This is a genomic window from Bacteroides sp. B1-V-101 (genome assembly GCF_023656585.1).
GTDB lineage: Bacteria > Bacteroidota > Bacteroidia > Bacteroidales > Bacteroidaceae > Bacteroides > Bacteroides thetaiotaomicron.
Genome location: NZ_JAMOKH010000006.1, coordinates 84,254 through 106,433, shown reverse-complemented (window position 1 = coordinate 106,433; position 22,180 = coordinate 84,254). Strand labels below are relative to the sequence as shown.

The following is a 22,180-nucleotide window of genomic DNA, read 5'->3' as shown; positions in this document are numbered from 1 at the left end:
TTTCCTTTATTAACCTTTAACACATTTACCCCCATGACAAAAAACACAAAAAGTTTCGTATTGCCATTGGCATTCATTGGCGTTATGTTCTTTTCACTGGGCTTCGCCCTTGGTATCAACTCAGTATTAGTCCCCGTATTGAAGGGATCACTGGAAATCAGTTCGGCCGAATCATATCTGATCATTGCCGCCACTTTCATCCCGTTCCTTATTTTTGGTTATCCGGCAGGCCTTACAATCAAAAAAATCGGATACAAACGAACAATGGTCCTTTCATTCCTTATGTTTGCCATAGCCTTCGGACTTTTCATACCATCGGCAAGTTATGAAAGTTTTCCTCTGTTTTTATTGGCTTCCTTTATCAGCGGAAGTGCCAACGCTTATCTGCAAGCTGCTGTAAACCCGTATATCACGATTCTGGGACCGATAGACAGTGCTGCCAAACGTATCAGCATTATGGGTATATGCAACAAACTCGCATGGCCGATTCCTCCTTTATTCCTGGCTTTCCTAATCGGAAAAGAAGTGACCGATATTACAGTAGCTGACCTGTTTCTGCCATTCTACGTTATTATCGCCGCATTCATCGCACTAGGTATTATCGCATACATGGCTCCCCTACCGGAAGTCAAAGCCGTCGGTGAAGACGACAGCGAAGAGGCAGCCGAAGCCTGTCCGTACGCCGCAAAGAAAACCTCCATCTGGCAATTCCCGCATTTATTATTAGGATGTCTTGCTCTCTTCTTATATGTAGGTGTAGAAACCGTATCACTGGGTACATTAGTAGATTATGCCACCAGCCTTCATTTGGAAAATGCAGCAATGTATGCCTGGATTGCTCCGATAGGCATTGTGATCGGTTACATCTGCGGCATCATCTTCATCCCTAAATATATGAGCCAGGCTACAGCACTGAAGATTTGTTCAGTGCTGGCTATCATCGGTTCCGTACTAGTAGTACTTACACCTGCCGATATATCCATCTATTTCATCTCATTTATGGCATTGGGATGTTCTTTAATGTGGCCTGCCCTATGGCCTTTGGCTATGGCAGATTTAGGAAAGTTTACCAAATCCGGTTCATCTCTTCTGATCATGGCAATGGCAGGCGGTGCTGTTATTCCGACCTTATTTGGCTATCTAAAAGACATTTCCGATATTCAGAAAGCATATTGGATTTGCCTTCCCTGCTTCCTGTTTATTCTATATTATGGGGTAGCCGGATACAAAATCAGAACGAAATAAATAAAGATATTCACATGGATATGGAAAGTCACTCATCAAAAGAGTGACTTTTCTTTTTATATTTCGTAAATAAGCCGTATCTTTGCCGAAATTTATAACATTCTGATAGCAGTTACGTAATAATACCAACAAATTAATTAGATAATGAACAAAATCATTAGCAAAGAACGCTTTTCTGAGAAAGTGTTTAAACTTGAAATTGAAGCTCCTTTAATTGCTAAATCCCGCAAAGCCGGCCACTTCGTCATTGTACGTGTAGGCGACAAGGGAGAACGTATGCCTCTGACGATTGCCGGTTCTGATTTGAAGAAAGGCACCATCACTCTGGTGATACAGGAAGTCGGGCTCTCCTCTACCCGTCTTTGTGAATTGAACGAAGGTGATTATATCACTGATGTAGTAGGTCCGCTCGGACAAGCTACTCATATTGAGAATTTCGGAACAGTTGTTTGTGCTGGTGGTGGTGTAGGTGTTGCTCCGATGCTTCCTATCGTACAGGCTTTGAAAGCTGCCGGAAACAGAGTGATCACTGTATTGGCAGGACGTAACAAAGACCTTATCATTCTGGAAAAAGAAATGCGCGAAAGCTCCGATGAGGTGATTATTATGACGGACGATGGCTCTTACGGGCGTAAAGGTCTGGTAACCGAAGGCGTGGAAGAAGTCATCAAACGTGAAAAGGTAGATAAATGCTTCGCCATCGGCCCTGCTATCATGATGAAGTTCGTTTGTCTGCTGACAAAGAAATATGAGATTCCTACCGACGTTTCATTAAATACCATCATGGTAGACGGAACCGGCATGTGTGGTGCTTGCCGTATCACGGTAGGAGGAAAAACGAAGTTCGTTTGTGTTGACGGTCCCGAATTCGACGGTCATCAGGTGGACTTTGATGAAATGCTGAAACGTATGGGTGCGTTCAAAAAAATTGAGCGTGAAGAGATGAACAAACTCCAGCCCGAATGTGAAGCAACGAAAGAGATAGATGAGAAAAGCCGCAACGCAGCCTGGAGACAGGAACTGCGCAAATCGATGAAACCGAAAGAACGTACAGCTATTCCACGTGTCGAGATGAACGAACTCGATGCCGAATACCGTTCACATAGCCGCAAGGAAGAAGTAAACCAGGGTCTGACCGCTGAGCAAGCAGTTACAGAAGCCAAGCGTTGTCTGGACTGCGCTAACCCTGGATGTATGGAAGGGTGTCCGGTAGGCATCGACATTCCGCGCTTCATTAAGAACATTGAGCGTGGCGAATTCCTCGAAGCAGCCAAAACACTGAAAGAGACAAGTGCGCTTCCGGCAGTATGCGGTCGTGTCTGCCCACAGGAAAAGCAATGCGAATCCAAATGTATACACTTGAAGATGAATGAAAAACCGGTAGCTATCGGTTATCTGGAACGCTTCGCTGCTGACTTCGAACGTGAAAGCGGACAAATTTCAGTACCTGTCATTGCCGAAAAGAACGGCATCAAAGTGGCGGTGATCGGTTCGGGTCCTGCCGGATTATCATTCGCAGGTGATATGGCAAAATACGGTTATGATGTAACAGTATTCGAGGCACTCCACGAAATCGGCGGTGTATTAAAATATGGTATTCCGGAATTCCGTCTGCCAAACAAGATTGTAGATGTAGAAATAGACAACCTCGTTAAAATGGGCGTTACTTTCATCAAAGACTGCATTGTAGGAAAAACAATCAGTGTGGAAGATTTGAAGGAAGAAGGTTTTAAAGGAATATTTGTCGCTTCCGGTGCCGGTTTGCCTAACTTTATGAATATACCGGGCGAAAACTCGATCAATATCATGTCTTCCAACGAATACCTCACTCGTGTCAATCTAATGGATGCTGCGAGCGAAGACTCTGACACTCCGGTAGCTTTCGGCAAAAATGTGGCTGTCATCGGTGGTGGTAATACTGCTATGGACTCTGTCCGTACAGCCAAACGCCTGGGTGCTGAACGTGCTATGATCATCTACCGCCGTTCGGAAGAAGAAATGCCTGCACGTATCGAGGAAGTGAAGCATGCCAAAGAAGAAGGAGTCGAATTCCTGACATTGCACAATCCGATTGAATATATTGCCGACGAACAAGGTTGCGTGAAACAGGTCATTCTCCAGAAGATGGAATTAGGAGAGCCGGATGCTTCCGGACGTCGCAGTCCTGTAGCCATTCCGGGAGCTACGGAAACAATCGATATCGATCTGGCCATCGTCAGTGTCGGTGTATCTCCGAACCCGATTGTTCCAAGTTCCATTAAAGGACTGGAATTAGGACGCAAAGGAACCATTGCCGTAGATGACAACATGGAATCATCTATTCCGATGATCTATGCCGGCGGAGACATTGTGCGCGGAGGAGCTACCGTAATCCTTGCCATGGGAGATGGCCGTAAAGCCGCCGCTGCCATGAATGAACAACTGCAAAGCAAGTAAAAGGACAAGCTTATTATAACAGAAAGCCCCGTCTGCTGAATGCAAACGGGGCTTTCTTATCACAAGATACTTCTTACTTCACTACGCTATTCGTCGCAGGGTCCGGGAAAATCACGGTCGGTTTAAACGACTTCGCTTCCTCAAAATCCATCAATGCGTACGACATGATAATCACAATATCATCCGGTTGCACCTTGCGGGCGGCAGCACCGTTCAGACAAATCTTACCGGAACCGCGTTCACCTTTGATTATGTAGGTTTCAAAGCGTTCGCCATTGTTGTTATCAGCGATGTACACTTTTTCTCCCGGAATCATGTTGGCAGCATCCAGCAGGTCTTCGTCAATCGTGATACTACCCATGTAGTTCAAATTTGCCTCTGTGACACGTGCACAATGAATTTTCGACTTCAACACTTCAATCATCATAAGGTTTCGTCTTTTTTTAATTTAGATTTCTTTATACTTGATATTATCAATCAGTCTGACCTCTCCGCAGAACACTGTGATACAGCCTACTACATACAGAGAATCCTCCCAACTGCTTACCTTTTGCAGCGTGTTTCCGTCAACGATTTCAAAATACTCCAAACGCAATCCCGGAGCATCCTCTATCGCTTCTTCTACCATCTTCTGCGTCTCACTCACTGTATGAGATGCTGCAAAGGTACGACTTTTAAATAATGTCTGAGAAATATTTAAAGCATTTTCACGTTCTCGTGCTGATAAACGTTTATTCCGACTGCTCAGAGCCAATCCGTCCTCTTCACGAACGATAGGACAACCTACAATTTCCAGTTTATAATCCATCTGACGAACCATCTCCCGAATAATCGCCAGTTGCTGGAAATCTTTCTCTCCGAAATAAGCACGATCCGGTTGCACCGCGTCAAACAACTTGCTGACAATCTGGCAAACTCCGTTGAAATGTCCCGGACGGAAAGCCCCTTCCATCACCGTATCCAACGGAGCATAGCTGAATTCACGCGTATCCGGCTGTGGATACATCTCTTCTACCGAAGGAGCAAAGGCAAATGCTGCCCCGCAATCTTCCAACAAGCGGCAGTCAGCATCCAATGTACGCGGATACTTTGCTAAATCGTTTTTATCGTTAAACTGAGTGGGATTTACAAAAACACTCACTACTGTTACACCATTCTCACTTACGCTGCGCTTTACCAGTGATGCGTGTCCTGCATGTAAAGCACCCATTGTGGGTACCAGTCCTACCTTCTTACCCTGGGCTCTCAGTGCCGTCAATTCGGCCTGTAAGTCCTTGATAGTGTGTATTACTTTCATTTTTGTTAATTGGTTTATGTTTTGGTCGTTTGCAAAAACTCTGCAAAATAAACTAATATTTGCCACATAAAGAAAGAATATGGTATTTAAAGTTCCTTTTTTTTGCTATCTTTGCAGAATATTATAGTGAACTATTGTTATTATGACAAAGGCGAATAAAGTTTTATTTATTACTCAAGAGATTACACCTTACGTTTCAGAATCCGAAATGGCCAATATAGGTAGAAACCTTCCACAGGCAATACAAGAAAAAGGCCGTGAAATCAGGACATTTATGCCTAAATGGGGAAACATTAACGAACGCAGAAATCAACTGCATGAAGTAATTCGCCTCTCCGGTATGAACCTGATCATCGACGATACTGATCACCCCCTTATTATAAAAGTTGCTTCTATTCAATCCGCACGTATGCAGGTATATTTCATCGATAATGATGATTATTTCCAGAATCGCTTGCAGACAGCGGACGAAAATGGTGTGGAATACGATGACAACGACAGTCGTGCTATCTTTTATGCACGCGGTGTGCTGGAAACAGTGAAGAAGCTTCGCTGGTGTCCCGACGTTATCCACTGTCACGGATGGATGACGGCATTGGCTCCTCTTTATATTAAGAAGGCCTACAAGGACGAACCATCGTTCCGTGATGCCAAAGTTGTATTCTCGGTATATGAAGATGATTTCAAGAATACGCTCAGTGAGGACTTTGCAACCAAACTGATGTTGAAAGGCATCACCAAGAAGGATTTGGCTGGTTTGAAGGAACCGGTAGACTATGCGGCACTTTGTAAACTTGCCGTTGATTATTCTGACGGAATCATACAAAACAGCGCAAAGGTAGACGAATCAATCATTGAGTACGCCCGCCAATCAGGCAAACTGGTACTTGATTATCAGGATCCGGAAAACTACGCAAACGCTTGCAACGAATTCTACGATCAGGTATGGGAAACCACTACAAATAAAGAAGAAGAATAAAAATCTAGATACGACAATCATGAAAGCAAAATATGCCTTGATAGCTTTACTGGCAATCACATTTTTCGGATGCGATGATAATACAGGCGGACTGGGATTAGGAATGTTCCCGGGCAATGACCAAAATATCAAAGGAAAGTTATCCACGTTTGATGTAACTACTGAATCTGTTAAGACAGGTGACATTTATGCGAAAACTAACATCGGTTATATTGGCAAATTCACTGATGAAACATTTGGCACTTATCAGGCTGGATTCTTGGCTCAGCTAAATTGTCCGGATGGACTAACTTTTCCTGAACCATACAAAGAAGTTACAGATGCAAGTGGTAATGTTATTTCAGCCACAGGAAGAATGGTTGTCGATGATAAAGATCCAGAAAATAAAGATGTTACTTTTATAAAAGACGGAAATCAAATCATAGGAAACATACGTGCAGTCGAACTCTACCTGTGGTATGACAGCTACTTTGGAGACTCATTGACAGCTTGTAGATTAAGTGTATATGAACTGGGAGGCAATGGGAAAGAGACATTAAATCTTGATAATGCTTACTATACCGATATTAACCCTGAGGATTTTTACGATAGTCAGAATATATTAGGAACCAAAGCATATACAGCCGTAGATCTTTCAGTAAAAGATTCTATTCGTAACCTAAGCACATATGTTCCAAGTGTGCATATTGCTTTCAAAGAGGATATAGCAACAAGAGTAGGTGGAAATATTTTAACTGCGGCAAGAAAAGCTAAAAATGCTGATAAGGAATTCAATAGCCAATTATTCAGAGAAGCTTTTCAAGGAATCTACGTTAAGAGCGACTATGGTGATGGAACTGTACTCTATATAGATCAGCCACAAATGAATGTAGTATACAAATGCTATGCAACAGATTCTATTACCGGAAAAAAATTACAGAAGAAAGACGGAAGTGGTAAGGACTCTACTTATTACTCTTATCGTGTGTTTGCTACAACTCGTGAAGTAATCCAAGCCAATCAATTAAAGAATGATCCCGAAAGGATAGATGCATTAATTAAGGAAGATAAAAACACTTATTTAAAGAGTCCGGCAGGTATTTTCACCGAAGCTACACTACCCATTTCAGATATACAAAACGAATTGACAGGCGATACCTTAAATGCAGTAAAACTGACATTCACTAATTACAATCAAACAGGTGATAAGAAGTTTGGTATGGCTATACCATCTACTGTAATGCTTGTACGTAAGAAATTCCAGGATAGCTTCTTTAAAGACAATAAGCTGAGCGATGGTGTATCTTCTTATCTAACTTCACACACAAGTAGCACGAACCAATATGTATTCAGCAACATCACCAAATTGGTAAATGCTTGTATTGCAGAAAAGGAAGAGGCTAAAAAGAATGCTGGTAGTTCATGGGATGAAACTAAATGGTTACAAGAAAACCCTGATTGGAACAAAGTAGTCCTTATACCTGTACTTGTGACTTATGACTCTTCAAATACTACAACTGGTCAAGCTAATATTATTAGAATACAACATGATTTAAAACCAGGTTATGTACGGCTGAAAGGTGGAAGTCTAGGCAAAACAAATCCTGATTACAAGTTGAAACTTGAAGTTATTTCTACAGACTTCGGATTAACAACTAAGTCAAACTAAAAAGATATATAAAATAAACAGCGCGGGTTACTTCGGTAATTCGCGCTGTTTTTTTATATGTACCTGTACCTTCCAATATATAAAAAAACAACCGTGAGGTGATTCCCATCTCCCCACGGTTACAACCAGTTAATTTATTATTATCTTATTCTTCTTTCTTTGCAGTAGCTTTCTTGCGAGTAGCTTTAGCTACCGGTTCCTTTTTCGCAGCTACTTTCTTGGTAGCTTTTGCAGCTCCTTTTTCAGCTTTTGCCTGCCATTTGGTTACTTCCTTTTGCAGTTCGGCTATCTCCTCACCCTGATTCTTAATAGTAGTCAGCAGAGAGTTAAGCTCTTCATTATCTACATCAACAGGATACAGTGAATCTACTCGTTTGATAAAGTCGCCCAAGATATTCATGTAGTTAGTGAAGGCATCGTAAGGAGAGTCATAGATGCCACGATTCAGCCAGATACCTGTATTCTTGGTAGTCATGAAACGGAAGTTGTTGCTGGCTTGCAGATAATCCCAGTCCTGCTTGATACGACGGTCGTCACACAGGTGAACACGTTCTGCTACGCTATACAACTTGTTGAAAGCCTCACGCTGCAGGATATTACCCAGCCAACTGCTTGTATCTCTTTCTTCGTCCACCCATGACATTGGATAAGGAACATCCAGTTGAGATACAGATTTCAATTTAGATACAATCTCTGTTGGAGTAGAGAACGTGATACCCTTTGATTTAGCACATTCGGGCAATGCTTTCAGGAATTCCAGGATATTGGAAGAAAGCGGCTGAGCCATACCCAATGCACTTAATTCCATAAAGATATTAATCACTTGCTCTTCTTGTGGCAACGCATCAATCCAGTTAATATACTTATCAGCAAATAATGGATATTCCGGCCATTCCGAATTGGAGAAACGCAATCCTATATCATCAGAAAGTTTAAAGTCTCTCAACAGCAATTTGAGACTTGGAGCCTGATTGCAGTGATATACATAGTGCGGGCTCTTCCATCCCAATACATGTTTTGCACCTTCCGTCAGCATTCCCTTAAAGCCCATAGAAGCTACCAGTCCACCTATTTCATCCGAATAAATCAAGCTGGAATTGCGGAACACCTTCGGTTCTTTGCCAAACATCTGTTTCATTTTATCACGCTGGCGAAGCACTTCTTCACGGAAGCAGTCTTCGTTAGCCAAAGATGACAAGCCGTGTGAATAAGGTTCGCAAAGGAACTCACAACAACCGGTATCATTCAACTGATGCAGCAAGTCAATCACCGCCGGAGCATGAATTTCAAGTTGCTCCAATGCCACACCGGAAATAGAAAGCGCCACTTTGAAAGCTCCTCCCGAGTTTTTCACCATCTCGATCAACGTGCTGAGAGCAGGTATATAAGATCGTTCGGCAACCTCATTCATACCGGTTTCATTTGCATAGTCATCATAGTAATAATGATCGGTGCCGATATCGAAAAAACGGTAGCGTTTCAAGTGTATAATCTGATGTATTTCGAAATAAAGACAGATCGTTCTCATAGTCTATATCATTTTATTGTTTACCATAATTTTTAATAACCTCATCATAGATACCGCGAACTTTATATCCCACGTTCTCCCATTTAATCTCATCCACTTCTTTCTTACCCTCTTCTTTCAGGTACTCGTACATAGCCGGGTAAGTACAGATAGAATAAATGGCATCCGCCATAGCGTGAATATCCCAGTAGTCAGTTTTAATACATTTATCCAAAATTTCGGCACAGCCGGATTGCTTGGATATAATGGAAGGTACACTGCATTGCATGGCCTCCAACGGAGAGATACCGAATGGCTCAGATACAGAAGGCATAATGTATACGTCACTGGCTTTCAGCACTTCGTACACCTGCTTTCCTTTCATAAAACCGGGGAAATGGAAACGGTCCGCAATACCGCGTTCGGCTACCAGACGAATCATTTGATCCATCATATCACCACTACCGGCCATTACGAAACGGACATTGCGCGTACGGTGCAATACCATTGCTGCAGCTTCTACAAAGTATTCCGGTCCTTTCTGCATGGTAATACGTCCCAGGAAAGTAACGACCTTTTCGCTCGGATTCTTTTGAGGAACAATATCCTGTATCTCTTGTGACAAAGGAGAAACGGCATTATGCACAGTAGACACCTTCTTCGGGTCCTGGAAATACTTATGGATCACAGTCTGACGGGTCAGTTCGCTCACACACATGATGTGGTCGGCATTGTCCATACCATTCTTCTCAATGGCATACACTGTCGGATTGACATTGCCGCGACTACGGTCGAAATCAGTAGCATGCACATGGATCACCAATGGCTTACCAGATACTTGCTTGGCATGTATCCCTGCCGGATAAGTCAGCCAGTCATGAGAATGAATGATATCAAACTCCTGCTGACGTGCTACCACCCCGGCAACGATCGAGTAGTTATTGATCTCTTCGTGCAGGTTGTCCGGATAGCGTCCGGAGAACTCGATACATCCCAGATCATTCGTATTGAGATAGTTGAAGTCAGCGTAGATATGATCGCGCAAGTCATAGAACAATTGCGGATCCATATAACTGCCTACGCGTCCTTTCACATAGTCCCAACCGACATTTTTCCACACTACCGGCGTGCTGTTCATGCCGATAATTCTTAAAAAGCTCTGATCTTCGTCTCCCCATGGTTTGGGAATACAGAATGTAATCTCCAGATCATCCTGCTGAGACATTCCTTTTGTCAGACCATAACTGGCAGTCCCTAACCCTCCTAAGATATGCGGGGGGAACTCCCATCCAAACATTAAAACTTTCATTTTCGTTCCTCCTCTTTTTAATAATACTTAGACAGTAGCTTTAGAATACGCAGTACTTCGGCGACATTCATGGCAAACGATACAGCTCCGCGTCCTTTAAAAGGCGGATTACCATCGAAAAGTTCAGGCAACGAACTGATACAATGAATTGTCAGTTCATCTTCGAGACCAATAAGCTGGCGTTCAATGAACGACAGGCCACTCATCTTATAAATTCGCAGATAGGCTTCCATATAGAATCCCATCAGCCAAGGCCAGGCTGTGCCTTGGTGGTAAGCGTAGTCACGCTGTATCTGAGGACCAACATAGTTAGGGTTATAGCCCCCGCTCTTCGGACTCAAGGTACGGAGTCCCTTGGGGGTGAGCAACTCTTTGGTTGCGATGTCGAGCACTTGCTTCTTTTGTGCCCGGTCCAACGGAGAATAATCGAATGCTACGGCGAATATCATGTTGGGGCGTACGCTCCAGTCCATCATATTTCCGTCTACATAGTCAAGTAAATATCCATATTCGTTGCGGAACACTTCGATAAATGATTTTCCCGTCACTTCCGCCTGTGCGTCAAGCGCATCGGCCAAAAGAACGTTTCCATCTTCACGAACCAGATCGGCAACGAAACGAAGCGCATTATACCACAAAGCATTAAATTCTACGATATATCCCGTACGGGGAATCACCGGATGTCCGTTTACGGTGGAGTTCATCCACGTAATCGCCTTATCGGTGCCATTGGCATAAAGCAGACCGTTTTCATGCAGGAAGAGGTTCTCATGTTTCCGCTGACGGATAAATTCGATGATATCTTTCAGCAGTTCGCCATATTTCTGACGGCATTGTTCGCGAGAGGTCTCCTTGGCATACTGTTGCAAAGCCCATACGGCCCAAAGCAGTACATCCGGATGCTCCATCTCGTAAATCTTGTATCCTGCCGGCTCATCATTGATGAAGCTTCGAATCGCTTTTTCCGCTGTCTTCATCACATCTTCAAACTGATCCACCTCGTCCAGCGCAAGTGTCAGTCCCGGCAAGGATATAAACATATCGCGGGCACGGCACTTGAACCACGGGTAACCGGCAAGGATATAATGTTCTCCTTCCTGCTGGTTGTGGAACTGATGGGCTGAGTTTTTCAGACAGTGATAGAAGCTATCGCGAGGCGTACGGTCAGCCACTTCGGCTTCGAACGTCTGCTTCAGTCTGCGCGGAGTAACTTCGGAAGTACCCGCAGAGAAAACGATGCTTTCTCCTTTCTTTATATCCACTTCAAAATATCCCGGAACATAGAGGTCTTCATTGAAGTCGTAGCCTCGCTCTTGTTCTTTCGGATATTCGAATCCACGATACCAGTCGGGCTGGAAATGGAACTCACAAGCCTTGTTCAACTGCATGAACAGTTCCGGATAACCGGGATACATACAAGTCTTGATACCATTTTCCACAAGCTGATAATCGCGGCTTGCCTGCGCATTCTCGTGAGTGTACTCTCGCACGCTCCGGAAAGCGAGGAACGGTCGGAAGCGCAAAGTCGTCGCCGAATGTGCGTCCAACAAAGTATAACGAATCAGGATTCTGTTTTCATGATGTACAAAGATTTTTTCTTTGCGTAACACTACTCCTCCAACACGGTAAGTTGTCGCCGGGATATGCTCACAATCGAATTCACGGATATACTTATGTCCATTCGGACTAAAGTTGTTTCCCTGATATTTATGCAACCCCAAGTTAAACTCAGCACCATGTTGAATTACCGTTTCATCAAGAGAAGATAGCAGCACATGATTTTCATCGTCGATATTGGGAACAGGAATTACCAACAGTCCGTGATATTTGCGTGTGTTACAATCAACAATCGTTGTACAATGATAAGCTCCTGCTTTGTTCGTCCGGAGAATCTCCCTTTGGAGACTTTCTTCCAGATTCGTCATGAGGGTCTTGTCAAATCGTAAATAACTCATAGTTGTGCATTATTTAAAGGTTAATTATTGGTCACTATATTCCTTATATATATCTATTGCTGTTCTGTATATATACCAGCCTGAGCATTGTATATATAGGTATAATGCCCAAATGTACAAATTCTAGATAAAAACAAAAATAAAAAGGCTTTTTATTTTCAGTTTTTGTGCAAATATTCGTAGTATTGCGTAAAATATCTAAAGAATAGAAAGTAATGAAGCGAGATATTCAGCGTATCATGCTGGCTACAGCGGTGCCGTTGTTCCTAATTTTTATCCTATTTCTGCTAAAGATCGTTGAAGTCGGCATGGACTGGGACTTCTCTCACATGGGAATATACCCTCTGGAAAAGCGAGGAATAACGGGTATTCTGACTCATCCGCTGATACACAGCGGGTTCAGCCATTTGCTGGCCAATACGTTGCCGCTATTTTTTTTATCATGGTGCTTGTTCTATTTCTACAGGGGGATAGCCGGACGTATTTTTATGATCATCTGGATCGGAGCCGGACTGCTGACCTTCATTATCGGCAAACCGGGATGGCACATCGGTGCCAGCGGACTGATTTACGGACTTGCCTTCTTTCTTTTTTTCAGTGGTATCCTGCGGAAATATGTTCCTCTGATTGCCATCTCACTGCTTGTCACCTTTTTGTATGGAGGAATCATCTGGCATATGTTCCCCTACTTCTCTCCCGCCAACATGTCATGGGAAGGACATCTCAGCGGAGGAATCATGGGAACACTCTGTGCATTCGGTTTCTTGAATCACGGGCCTCAACGACCAGAACCTTTTGCGGACGAAACGGATGAAGAAGAAGAGGAATCTCCGGAAGAAGATATCAACAATACAACCGACTCTACGGATATTACCTCATAAATCCCGGTTACGACTTATGCAATGCCTCAATCAGCAAGGTGATATTAGCAGTAAACAACCTTACTGAGATAGCGAGCAGGATGATACCGAAAAACTTACGGATGATATAGATCCCCCCTTTCCCGAGGAAACGTTCCACACGTCCGGTCATGCTTACTACAAAGTAGACCCATAGCATATTCAGTATCAAGGCAATAATAATGTTAACACTGGCATATTCGGCACGAAGCGAAAGAAGCGTAGTAAAAGCTCCGGCCCCTGCCAGCAGCGGGAAGACAAGCGGAACGAGTGTCGCTTCCTTTATCGGCCCCTGATTTTTGAAGATTTCTATATCCAGAATCATTTCCAGAGACATGAGGAAAATAACGAATGCGCCCGCCACGGCGAATGATTCGATATCTACATGAAAAAGTTTCAGCATCATATCACCCGCGTAGAAGAAGCCTATCAGTAAGGCAAAGGAGATGACAGTAGCCTTTGTTGCATTCACATCTTTCCCCTTTTCCTTCAGGTTAATAATAATAGGTATAGAACCGATAATATCTATTACTGCAAAAAGTACGATAAACGCACTGATCATTTGCTGCCAATTAAAACCCGTGAACATAATTCCTCCTTTTTTTTGCAAATATACTCTATTTTTATGCATTCAAACAATAAAAAAAACAAAAAGAAAGGGGATATGTGGATAGCAGTGTTGTATTATGAGTAAATTTGTACGATTAATAAGAGATTACAACGTATGGAAACAATGTTCGATACTTTGCTCCAATTACCTTTATTTCAGGGGCTTTGTCATGAAGATTTCACTAGTATTCTGGATAAAGTCAAGCTGCACTTTATCAAACATAAAGCTGGGGAAACCATCATAAAGAGTGGTAATCCCTGTACCCAGCTTTGTTTTCTGTTGAAAGGTGAGATTTCTATTGTCACCAATGCAAAAGAAAACATTTATACGGTCATCGAACAAATCGAAGCTCCCTATCTGATAGAACCTCAGTCTTTATTCGGTATGAATACCAACTATGCTTCTTCTTATGTGGCACATACGGAAGTGCATACTGTTTGTATCAGCAAAGCATTCGTACTCAGTGATCTGTTCAGATATGATATTTTCCGCCTCAACTATATGAATATCGTCAGCAACCGGGCGCAAAATCTCTATTCCCGTTTATGGGATGAACCCACGCTGGATTTAAAAAGCAAAATTATCCGTTTCTTTCTGTCACATTGCGAAAAACCGCAAGGGGAAAAGACTTTCAAAGTAAAGATGGACGATTTGGCGCGTTGTTTGGATGATACTCGATTAAATATTTCTAAAACACTGAATGAACTACAGGATAATGGTTTAATCGAGTTGCACAGAAAAGAGATCCTGATTCCGGATGCTCAAAAACTACTTTAAGAGATTGACAGTTTGGGTAGAACAATCTAATATATATAAGGTAGAAAAAAGTCAAAAGAACAGTCTTCTAATTATTTTCAAAGGAAAAATCGACCTAATTATTTAAATTAATTGCATTACTTTTCATCCTGGAGAGCAATAGAGACCTTATGCCAAATTGAATAATTTTGAAGAAGTCGTAATAGGACTTGGTATTTTTATACCCCAAAGTATATTTTCTACTGTTTCCATAGGCTATTCAAAGGTTATTAAGTGCATGTACTATTCTAAGACGGTGTAAAGTTATTAATAAAATCGAAAAATACAATATCTTTTTTATTTTAATTATCAACAAACACCATTTTTTTAGAATCTCAATTCTACTATATAGTTCATAAATTGTCATCCCAAGCATTCATCAACCAATTAATCAATTATATATAAGACACTTATATACACACATACCAAGTCCTATTACGACTTAGCCCCAATTAATCAATATGATTACAACCTTAAATTAACATTTATGAAAACTCTTAGCAACAGCCCTCCGCCTTTCAAAATCGGAGAATTTGATCTCATTCTTTACTTTTATTTCAGCACAGATCAGAATAGGTATAATATGTATTCTGAGTTCATTATCAACTTCAATACCCCCAATTTAAGAAGATGAATAATAGCAGTCAAACACACCCATATATTTTCAAACTTACTCATACATACAAAAACAAACGTATACCCCTTGTATGCATACCCTAGTTCTACCCACATAGTAGACACACAAGAGTAGGTTTCCCTATCACTTTTTTTTAACCAATCTAATTATTAACCTTTTATCACAGAAAAACAATGCGAAAAAGAAGAGTTTATTGGACGCTGTTCATTACAGCTTTCGCGTGGTTAGCTTCCTGTTCAGATGACGACATCAATGGAAGCAGCGGGTTCAACCCAAACCAGCCTATTGAGATTACAGAATTTTATCCTGATTCCGGAGGTATAGCCACTCCGATGATCATCGAAGGCCGCAACTTCGGTACAGACACCACTGGCATGAAAGTCTATTTTGAAGATGTAGACGGGATCAGACATCCTGCCGGATTAGTCAGCAGTAACGGTAGCAGAATCTATGCATTTGTTCCCAAAGGACTCACCTTCAAAAGAGAGATGAATATTCTTGTAGAAAGAAGAACGCCCGACGGTCAAGAATACATAGGCAAAGCACCAGACCAATTCCTATACAAGACACAAACCAGTGTTAGTACGGTAGCAGGACTTGCATCACCGGACAATAATATAAACACCGTTGGTGGTGACCTTGCCACATGTACTTTCTCCTCTCCTTTCTATCTCTGTATAGACGGTGAAGACAATATATTTGTGGTAGACCGTAAAGGAGACAGTGGAAAAGACAAACAACCAAACACAACCTGCCGTAATGAAAAAGGTGAAGGCGTAAACGGAAACATTTCAATGATTTCCATCGCCAGCAATTCTTCCATTGTATTAAAATATGGAACTGCATATATTAATGCACCGGCTTATTCTGATGAAAAAGATGTTGAAGCTGTTTACATTCCGGATGATGCCGGCATGAAATATTATGATATGCAAAAACTTCTAAATTATGTTCCCCGATATAGAACAGTCTTGAAATCAGAAGAACTCAGCACCGTAGACGAAAACAACTGGAAGCATTGCTTTGTAATCAACAAGCTGGATCATATGATCTATACGGTCATGTGGAAAGGGCAATTGGTTCGAATCAATCCTAAAAACCGTACAGCAGAAATTTTGCTAAAGAAAATATCTAATGTAGCAACAGGCGACGGCGGCAAAGCAGGAAGTGACTCCTATATCGCATTCAGCCCTATTAAAGGAGAAGAAAACGTACTCTATGTATCTCTTGCAGATTTTCACCAGATTTGGAGAGTGGACGTATCCAAGATCACTCCGGAAGATAAAGACACTTATAACGGAGAATCATACGCAGGAAAAGCAATCTACGAAGGAGTTATGAACGGGAAGGGCTGGGAAGACGGCTTGCTGAAGAACGCCAAATTCAGACACCCGCGCCAGATTTGTTTCACCGACGACGGAAAAATGTACATTGCTGACAGTGGTAATTCCTGCATCCGCGTAATAGATACTACTATGCCGAAAGAAAGAGCAGCCGTAACCACACCTATCGGTCTGCCGGGAGCGGAAGGTTATAAGGATGGAGGTCCGGAAATTGCCAAATTCCACTTCCCTTGCGGAGTAGCAGTCAACAGTGATGGAACTATTGTATATGTAGCCGACACACAGAACAAAGTGATTCGTAAATTATCCATTGAATAACCTTATACAAAATACAATATGAGAAATAATTTTCTACTGATTGTACTGATCATGGCGCTTATACCGCTGACGAGTTACAGTCAAGACAATAAGAAAAAACAGTTTACTGTAGCGGGGGTCGTAATAGACAAAACCGGTGAACCGCTACCGGGTACTACCATTTATGTTAAGAATGCACCGGGAGTGGGAACCTCAGCAGATATGGATGGTAAATTCAGTATCAAAGTAGATGCCAACCAAATATTAGTCATTCAGGCTATTGGAATGAAATCTATCGAGAAACTGGTGACTAAAGATGAAATGACACTCAAAGTTACATTGGAAGAAGATGACACCAAGCTTGACGAAGTAGTGGTCACAGGTATGACTTCACAAAAAAAGATATCAGTAGTAGGTGCAATCAGTACCATTGATGTAGCCCAGCTCAGTACTCCCGGTACTTCCCTCAACAACATGATCGGCGGACGGTTGGCTGGTGTCATCACCATGCAGAGTTCGGGCGAACCGGGAAAAAACATCTCCAACTTCTGGATTCGTGGTATCAGTACTTTCGGAGCCAGCTCCGGTGCATTAGTGCTGATTGACGGTATCGAAGGCCGCCTTGAAGACATTGATCCTGATGATGTAAAATCGTTCAGTATCCTGAAAGACGCCTCCGCCACCGCAGTGTATGGTACCCGAGGTGCCAATGGCGTGGTCTTGGTTACCACTAAACGTGGAGAAACAGGCAAACTTACCATCACAGGACGAGCAACATTAAAAGTATCGCACATCAAACGTCTGCCCGAATACCTGGGAGCTTATGACTACGCTCTCCTTGCCAATGAGGCACGTGCCATGTCGGGTGAAGACGACCTTTACTCCCGTCTGGAACTGGATCTGATAAAATACAATTTGGATAAAGACCTCTACCCGGATGTTAACTGGATAGATGAAATAATGAAACGCACATCTATCCAACAGAACTATTACATCAATGCACAAGGAGGAGGCGACATAGCCAGATATTATCTTTCATTAGGGTATCAGGATGAAGGAGCGGCCTACCGGCAGGAAGACAACCTGTTCAAAAAGCCTTTGTCATATAAAAAAATAACATATCGTGCCAATATTGACATGAATCTGACCAAAACAACCAAAGTTTATTTTGGTCTGGACGGATATATTTCCAACTATACCAGCCCGGGTGGACAAAACACGAATACGGTATGGTCAGCAGTCCGTCAGCTAACTCCACTGATGTTTCCTAAAACCTATTCAGACGGTACCTTCCCTTCTTATGGAAAACATGACCTTGCTTCTCCGTATGTCATGCTAAATAACACCGGATACACGCAAGATGAAACTCAGCGTAATATGCTTACACTCAAACTTGAACAGAAATTCGGAGGATTCCTGAAAGGAATGACAGCGTCGGTACAAGCGATGAGCGAAAATATCAATTATTTCAATGAAGGACGTTACATATGGCCTGACCTCTACCGCGCTACAGGAAGAAGTTCACAAGGGGTACTCATCAAAACATTACGTACTGCCAAAGAGAACATGAAATATACACAAAATAACAACAGATACAGAAAATACTACATGGAAGCCAAAGCCAACTGGGACCGTACATTTGGTTTGCACTCACTAGGAGCATTGGCTTTATATTACATGGAAGATGTTCATAACACCCAATGGAAGTATGACGCGATGGGTATCAATGCCATTCCTCAACGGCGTCAAAACTTATCAGGACGTGTTTCCTATGGCTATAACAATTGCTATTTCATTGATGCAAACTTCGGTTACACAGGTTCTGCACAATTCGAAAAAGGAAAAAGATTCGGCTTCTTCCCTTCCATTGCTGTAGGCTGGGTACCGACATCCTATAACTGGGTCAATGAGGCCATTCCCTGGTTAAGCTTCCTCAAGTTCCGCGGCTCCTACGGTCAGGTAGGTAATGACCAGATCAGTGGTGACCGGTTCCCTTATTTGACATTAATCAATGACAATGCCGCCTCTTACTGGGGATATCGTGAACGGGGTATTACAGAAACTGTGAAAGGAGCCGACAACCTTCAATGGGAAGTAGCAAAGAAACTCAACTTTGGTATCGATGCCAAGTTCTTCCACGACAAGCTCTCTGTCACTGTTGACTTTTTCCGCGATACACGTGATCACATCTTCCAGGATCGTGTGACGCTGCCTAAGTTTGTAGGTATGGTTACCGTCCCGAAATCAAATGTAGGAAAAATGCATAGCTATGGTTCTGACGGAAACTTCGAATTCTTCCACCAGATCAATAAAGACATGAGCTTCACTGTACGCGGCAATTACACTTTCTCTCAGAATATTATTGATTACTATGAAGAAAACAAGTTACCTTATGATTATCTGAGTGTAACCGGAAAACCCTTTAACATCCTTCGCGGATATATTGCAGAAGGTCTCTTCTCCAGTAAAGAAGAAATCAACACAAGTGCCGACCAAAGCGGATTCGGCCGCATTCGTCCGGGAGATATCAAATATCGTGACGTAAATGGAGACGGTATTATCAATGACAATGACAAAGTACCTTTGTCTTATTCCAACCAACTCCCCCGGGTAATGTATGGGTTCGGAGCCGATTTTCATTGGAAAGACTTAACCCTCAGCTTCCTTTTCAAAGGTTCGGCAAAAGTAGACTACTACCGTTCGGGACTCGGTAATGACGCAGGATGGATTCCCTTCTATAACGGAGAACTCGGCAACGTTATCAAGCTGGCCAACAATCCCAAGAACAGATGGACGCCCGCATGGTATTCAGGCACCACCGCTACGGAAAATCCCCATGCAGAATTCCCACGTCTCTCCTACGGAGGTAATACGAACAACTCCCAGCTTTCCTCTTTCTGGAAACGGAACGGTTCTTTCCTGCGCTTTCAGGAACTCAGTCTGAAGTACAACCTGAAGACTCCATGGATAAAAAAGACAGGACTATCTTCTGTCGATCTGGAGTTTGTTGCCAACAACCTTTTTACTATCGACAAAGTGAAGTATTTTGATCCGGAACAGGCATCTGCAAACGGGGCCGCTTATCCGATACCGGCAACTTACACGTTCCAGGTTTATCTTAAATTCTAAAAATAATATAGAACACTCATGAAAAAGTTATTCAAAATAATATTGGGAGCAACAGTAGGAAGTACACTACTACTCAGTTCCTGCAATTTTCTGGATGTAGACCCATACTTCGAAGCTACTTTCAAAGAAGACTCCATCTTTCACAGCAAGAAAAATGCTGAAGGTTATCTCTGGAACACTCCGAAAGGTTTTCCCGACGCAGGGGCTATCTGGGGAAATTCCTGGAATCCGGGGGAATCTGCTTCGGACGAAATAACACTTAAATATCAGACAAATGAATTTTGGGGACTACAATTTTCCGTAGGTACCATCAACAGCAGAAATCTGCCTATCCAAAACCAATGGTACGACATGTATGTCATTGTAGCAAGATGTAACAAAATGCTTAAAGAAGTCTACAATGTACCTGATATGAACGAAATGGACAGAAGACGTTATATCGGATATGTTCACTTTATGCGTGGGTACGCTTATTATCATCTTTTGATGAACTGGGGACCGTTGATTATCGTGGGCGATGAAGAACTGAGCACCTCCGAACCTGCCGAATATTATAATCGCGAACGGGCTACCTATGATGAGTCTGTAGATTATATATGCGATGAATTCCGACTGGCAACTCAAGGCATCTATTCGGCGGATGAGCAAAGCGTCAACTATTATCAACGTCCGACCAAAGGAGCAGCCATGGCACTCATCGCCCGTTTGCGCCTCTTCCAGGCTTCACCGCTTTTCAATGGCGGAGCTGCAGCCCGTAAATGTTTCGGGACCTGGAAACGTAAAAGCGACGGAGCCTACTATGTCAATCAAGAGTATGACCCGAGACGCTGGGCCGTTGCAGCAGCTGCCGCCAAACAGCTGACCAAAATGGGATACGAGCTACATACAGTGGAAGCAGATGCCCAGAACCCATATCCTCTGGCCTCCAATGTCCCTACTGCTAACTTCCCTGACGGAGCAGGCAATATCGATCCTTATCACTCTTACTCCGACATGTTCACAGGAGAAGGTATCATACAGACTAATAAAGAATTCATCTGGGCGATGGAATCCAGTAACGTCACTAACTATACCCATCACTCATTCCCTGTCAAGTTTGGCGGATGGGGTTCAATGTCTGTGCCGCAGAGGGTAATTGATTGCTATCTGATGGCAGATGGGCGGACTATTCATAATTCATCGGCAGAATATCCATATGAACCGGACTTCAGCAGACTCACCGGCGAATCCAAAAAACTGGGGACATACCTACTGAGGGAAAACGTACCTATGATGTACGCCAATCGTTCGGCACGCTTCTATGCCTCGATAGGTTTTCCGGGTCGCTACTGGCCGATGAGTTCAGCTTCTACCGACGCCTCCTACGTCAATCAGCAATTCTGGTATTCTCACGATGATACCAATGCCGGAATTGCCGGTGCCGGAAATAACGTAAACGACTACAGTGTCAGCGGTTATGTTCCCGTCAAATACATTCATCCGGACGACTCATGGGCTAACGGCAAAGGGAGTGTAAAAGGCGCATTCGTCACCAGCCCTAAACCGTTCCCTATCATTCGTTATGGTGAAGTGCTACTGGAATATGTAGAAGCATTGAACCGTGTAGAAGGTACAGTGACCGTAGAAGTATCCGACAATACAGGTACACTTATTGAGGAAACCGTTAGCCGTGATCCGGCAGAAATGACTAAATATTTCAACATGATACGTTATCGCGTCGGCTTGCCGGGAGTAGATGCCAACGACATGGCAGAAGCAGACAATTTTGAAAAAATCATCCGCAATGAACGTCAGGTAGAGCTCTTTAACGAAGGATACCGATATTTCGATACGCGCAGGTGGGGAACCTATCTGGACGAAGATGCCAACAGCTCCAACTGGCGGGGACTGGATGTGACAAAAGACCGTACAAATGCCAACGGTAATGAAGGATTCTGGAATATTGTGACGATCAATACACAAAATGTGCGAGACCGCATTGCACTGCCTAAAATGGTATTCTTACCGATCCGCCATGATGAATTGCTGAAGGTTCCCAATGCCGACCAGAATTTCGGATGGGACAGATAATATCAAAACATGAATAACAGACTG

At 42.9% G+C, this 22,180-nt stretch carries 15 protein-coding genes; 9 read left to right on the top strand and 6 right to left on the bottom strand.

Features of this window, described 5'->3' with window-relative positions; all coding sequences use genetic code 11:
- Positions 1-33 precede the first annotated feature (33 nt).
- Both gluP and NBH01_RS06975 read left to right on the top strand, forming a co-directional pair.
- Positions 34-1,245, top strand: a complete 1,212-nt coding sequence (gene gluP / locus NBH01_RS06980; protein WP_008764497.1) for a glucose/galactose MFS transporter — start codon at positions 34-36, stop codon at positions 1,243-1,245.
- 144 nt (positions 1,246-1,389) lie between these two features.
- Entirely contained in the window at positions 1,390-3,681 is a 2,292-nt protein-coding gene (locus tag NBH01_RS06975) for a bifunctional dihydroorotate dehydrogenase B NAD binding subunit/NADPH-dependent glutamate synthase (RefSeq protein ID WP_008764496.1), read from the top strand.
- Positions 3,682-3,754: 73 nt separating this feature from the next.
- On the opposite strand, the gene panD is transcribed toward NBH01_RS06975, so the two are convergent.
- Entirely contained in the window at positions 3,755-4,108 is a 354-nt protein-coding gene (panD, locus tag NBH01_RS06970) for an aspartate 1-decarboxylase (protein ID WP_008759980.1), read from the bottom strand.
- 21 nt (positions 4,109-4,129) lie between these two features.
- Positions 4,130-4,978, bottom strand: a complete 849-nt coding sequence (panC, locus tag NBH01_RS06965) for a pantoate--beta-alanine ligase (RefSeq protein WP_008764495.1) — start codon at positions 4,976-4,978, stop codon at positions 4,130-4,132.
- A gap of 142 nt (positions 4,979-5,120) precedes the next feature.
- Here panC and NBH01_RS06960 point away from each other — a divergent pair, with 142 nt between their 5' ends.
- Positions 5,121-5,957, top strand: coding sequence for a glycogen/starch synthase (locus tag NBH01_RS06960; protein ID WP_008759978.1), 837 nt, complete (start codon positions 5,121-5,123; stop codon positions 5,955-5,957).
- 19 nt (positions 5,958-5,976) lie between these two features.
- Positions 5,977-7,605 (top strand): BamH family beta-barrel-assembly machinery protein, encoded by a 1,629-nt coding sequence (gene bamH / locus NBH01_RS06955; RefSeq protein WP_008764494.1) that lies wholly within the window; start codon positions 5,977-5,979, stop codon positions 7,603-7,605.
- A 145-nt stretch (positions 7,606-7,750) separates the two neighbouring features.
- Here bamH and NBH01_RS06950 read toward each other — a convergent pair whose 3' ends face one another.
- Genes NBH01_RS06950 through NBH01_RS06940 form a run of 3 tightly spaced genes read right to left on the bottom strand, consistent with a single transcriptional unit; the run spans position 7,751 to position 12,376 of the window.
- Complete coding sequence (locus NBH01_RS06950; protein WP_008759976.1) at positions 7,751-9,133, bottom strand: glycoside hydrolase family 57 protein; 1,383 nt, start codon at positions 9,131-9,133, stop codon at positions 7,751-7,753.
- 13 nt (positions 9,134-9,146) lie between these two features.
- Entirely contained in the window at positions 9,147-10,421 is a 1,275-nt protein-coding gene (locus tag NBH01_RS06945; protein WP_008759975.1) for a glycosyltransferase family 4 protein, read from the bottom strand.
- Positions 10,422-10,438: 17 nt separating this feature from the next.
- The gene (locus NBH01_RS06940) at positions 10,439-12,376 is read right to left on the bottom strand and encodes a glycogen debranching enzyme N-terminal domain-containing protein (protein WP_008759974.1); all 1,938 of its coding nucleotides are present in this window, start codon (positions 12,374-12,376) and stop codon (positions 10,439-10,441) included.
- Positions 12,377-12,591: 215 nt separating this feature from the next.
- Here NBH01_RS06940 and NBH01_RS06935 point away from each other — a divergent pair, with 215 nt between their 5' ends.
- A complete protein-coding gene (locus tag NBH01_RS06935; RefSeq protein WP_008759973.1) occupies positions 12,592-13,257 on the top strand; it encodes a rhomboid family intramembrane serine protease in 666 nt (221 codons plus the stop codon).
- Between the two features lie 7 nt (positions 13,258-13,264).
- Here NBH01_RS06935 and NBH01_RS06930 read toward each other — a convergent pair whose 3' ends face one another.
- Positions 13,265-13,864: a MarC family protein gene (locus NBH01_RS06930; RefSeq protein WP_008759972.1), complete on the bottom strand. Its 600-nt coding sequence runs from the start codon at positions 13,862-13,864 to the stop codon at positions 13,265-13,267.
- A gap of 135 nt (positions 13,865-13,999) precedes the next feature.
- Here NBH01_RS06930 and NBH01_RS06925 point away from each other — a divergent pair, with 135 nt between their 5' ends.
- From NBH01_RS06925 to NBH01_RS06910, 4 genes are all read left to right on the top strand, one after another.
- Entirely contained in the window at positions 14,000-14,662 is a 663-nt protein-coding gene (locus NBH01_RS06925) for a Crp/Fnr family transcriptional regulator (RefSeq protein ID WP_008759971.1), read from the top strand.
- Positions 14,663-15,490: 828 nt separating this feature from the next.
- Entirely contained in the window at positions 15,491-16,978 is a 1,488-nt protein-coding gene (locus NBH01_RS06920; protein ID WP_250700052.1) for a hypothetical protein, read from the top strand.
- An 18-nt stretch (positions 16,979-16,996) separates the two neighbouring features.
- Positions 16,997-20,086 (top strand): SusC/RagA family TonB-linked outer membrane protein, encoded by a 3,090-nt coding sequence (locus NBH01_RS06915; RefSeq protein WP_062695569.1) that lies wholly within the window; start codon positions 16,997-16,999, stop codon positions 20,084-20,086.
- 18 nt (positions 20,087-20,104) lie between these two features.
- On the top strand, positions 20,105-22,156 hold the full coding sequence (locus NBH01_RS06910) for a RagB/SusD family nutrient uptake outer membrane protein (RefSeq protein ID WP_008759969.1): 2,052 nt from the start codon (positions 20,105-20,107) through the stop codon (positions 22,154-22,156).
- Positions 22,157-22,180 lie beyond the last annotated feature (24 nt).

Coding starts and splice junctions, on each gene's coding strand:
- gluP (WP_008764497.1), top strand. CDS start 34: ATGACAAAAAACACAAAAAGTTTCGTATTGCCATTGGCATTCATTGGC.
- NBH01_RS06975 (WP_008764496.1), top strand. CDS start 1,390: ATGAACAAAATCATTAGCAAAGAACGCTTTTCTGAGAAAGTGTTTAAA.
- panD (WP_008759980.1), bottom strand. CDS start 4,108: ATGATGATTGAAGTGTTGAAGTCGAAAATTCATTGTGCACGTGTCACA.
- panC (WP_008764495.1), bottom strand. CDS start 4,978: ATGAAAGTAATACACACTATCAAGGACTTACAGGCCGAATTGACGGCA.
- NBH01_RS06960 (WP_008759978.1), top strand. CDS start 5,121: ATGACAAAGGCGAATAAAGTTTTATTTATTACTCAAGAGATTACACCT.
- bamH (WP_008764494.1), top strand. CDS start 5,977: ATGAAAGCAAAATATGCCTTGATAGCTTTACTGGCAATCACATTTTTC.
- NBH01_RS06950 (WP_008759976.1), bottom strand. CDS start 9,133: ATGAGAACGATCTGTCTTTATTTCGAAATACATCAGATTATACACTTG.
- NBH01_RS06945 (WP_008759975.1), bottom strand. CDS start 10,421: ATGAAAGTTTTAATGTTTGGATGGGAGTTCCCCCCGCATATCTTAGGA.
- NBH01_RS06940 (WP_008759974.1), bottom strand. CDS start 12,376: ATGAGTTATTTACGATTTGACAAGACCCTCATGACGAATCTGGAAGAA.
- NBH01_RS06935 (WP_008759973.1), top strand. CDS start 12,592: ATGAAGCGAGATATTCAGCGTATCATGCTGGCTACAGCGGTGCCGTTG.
- NBH01_RS06930 (WP_008759972.1), bottom strand. CDS start 13,864: ATGTTCACGGGTTTTAATTGGCAGCAAATGATCAGTGCGTTTATCGTA.
- NBH01_RS06925 (WP_008759971.1), top strand. CDS start 14,000: ATGGAAACAATGTTCGATACTTTGCTCCAATTACCTTTATTTCAGGGG.
- NBH01_RS06920 (WP_250700052.1), top strand. CDS start 15,491: ATGCGAAAAAGAAGAGTTTATTGGACGCTGTTCATTACAGCTTTCGCG.
- NBH01_RS06915 (WP_062695569.1), top strand. CDS start 16,997: ATGAGAAATAATTTTCTACTGATTGTACTGATCATGGCGCTTATACCG.
- NBH01_RS06910 (WP_008759969.1), top strand. CDS start 20,105: ATGAAAAAGTTATTCAAAATAATATTGGGAGCAACAGTAGGAAGTACA.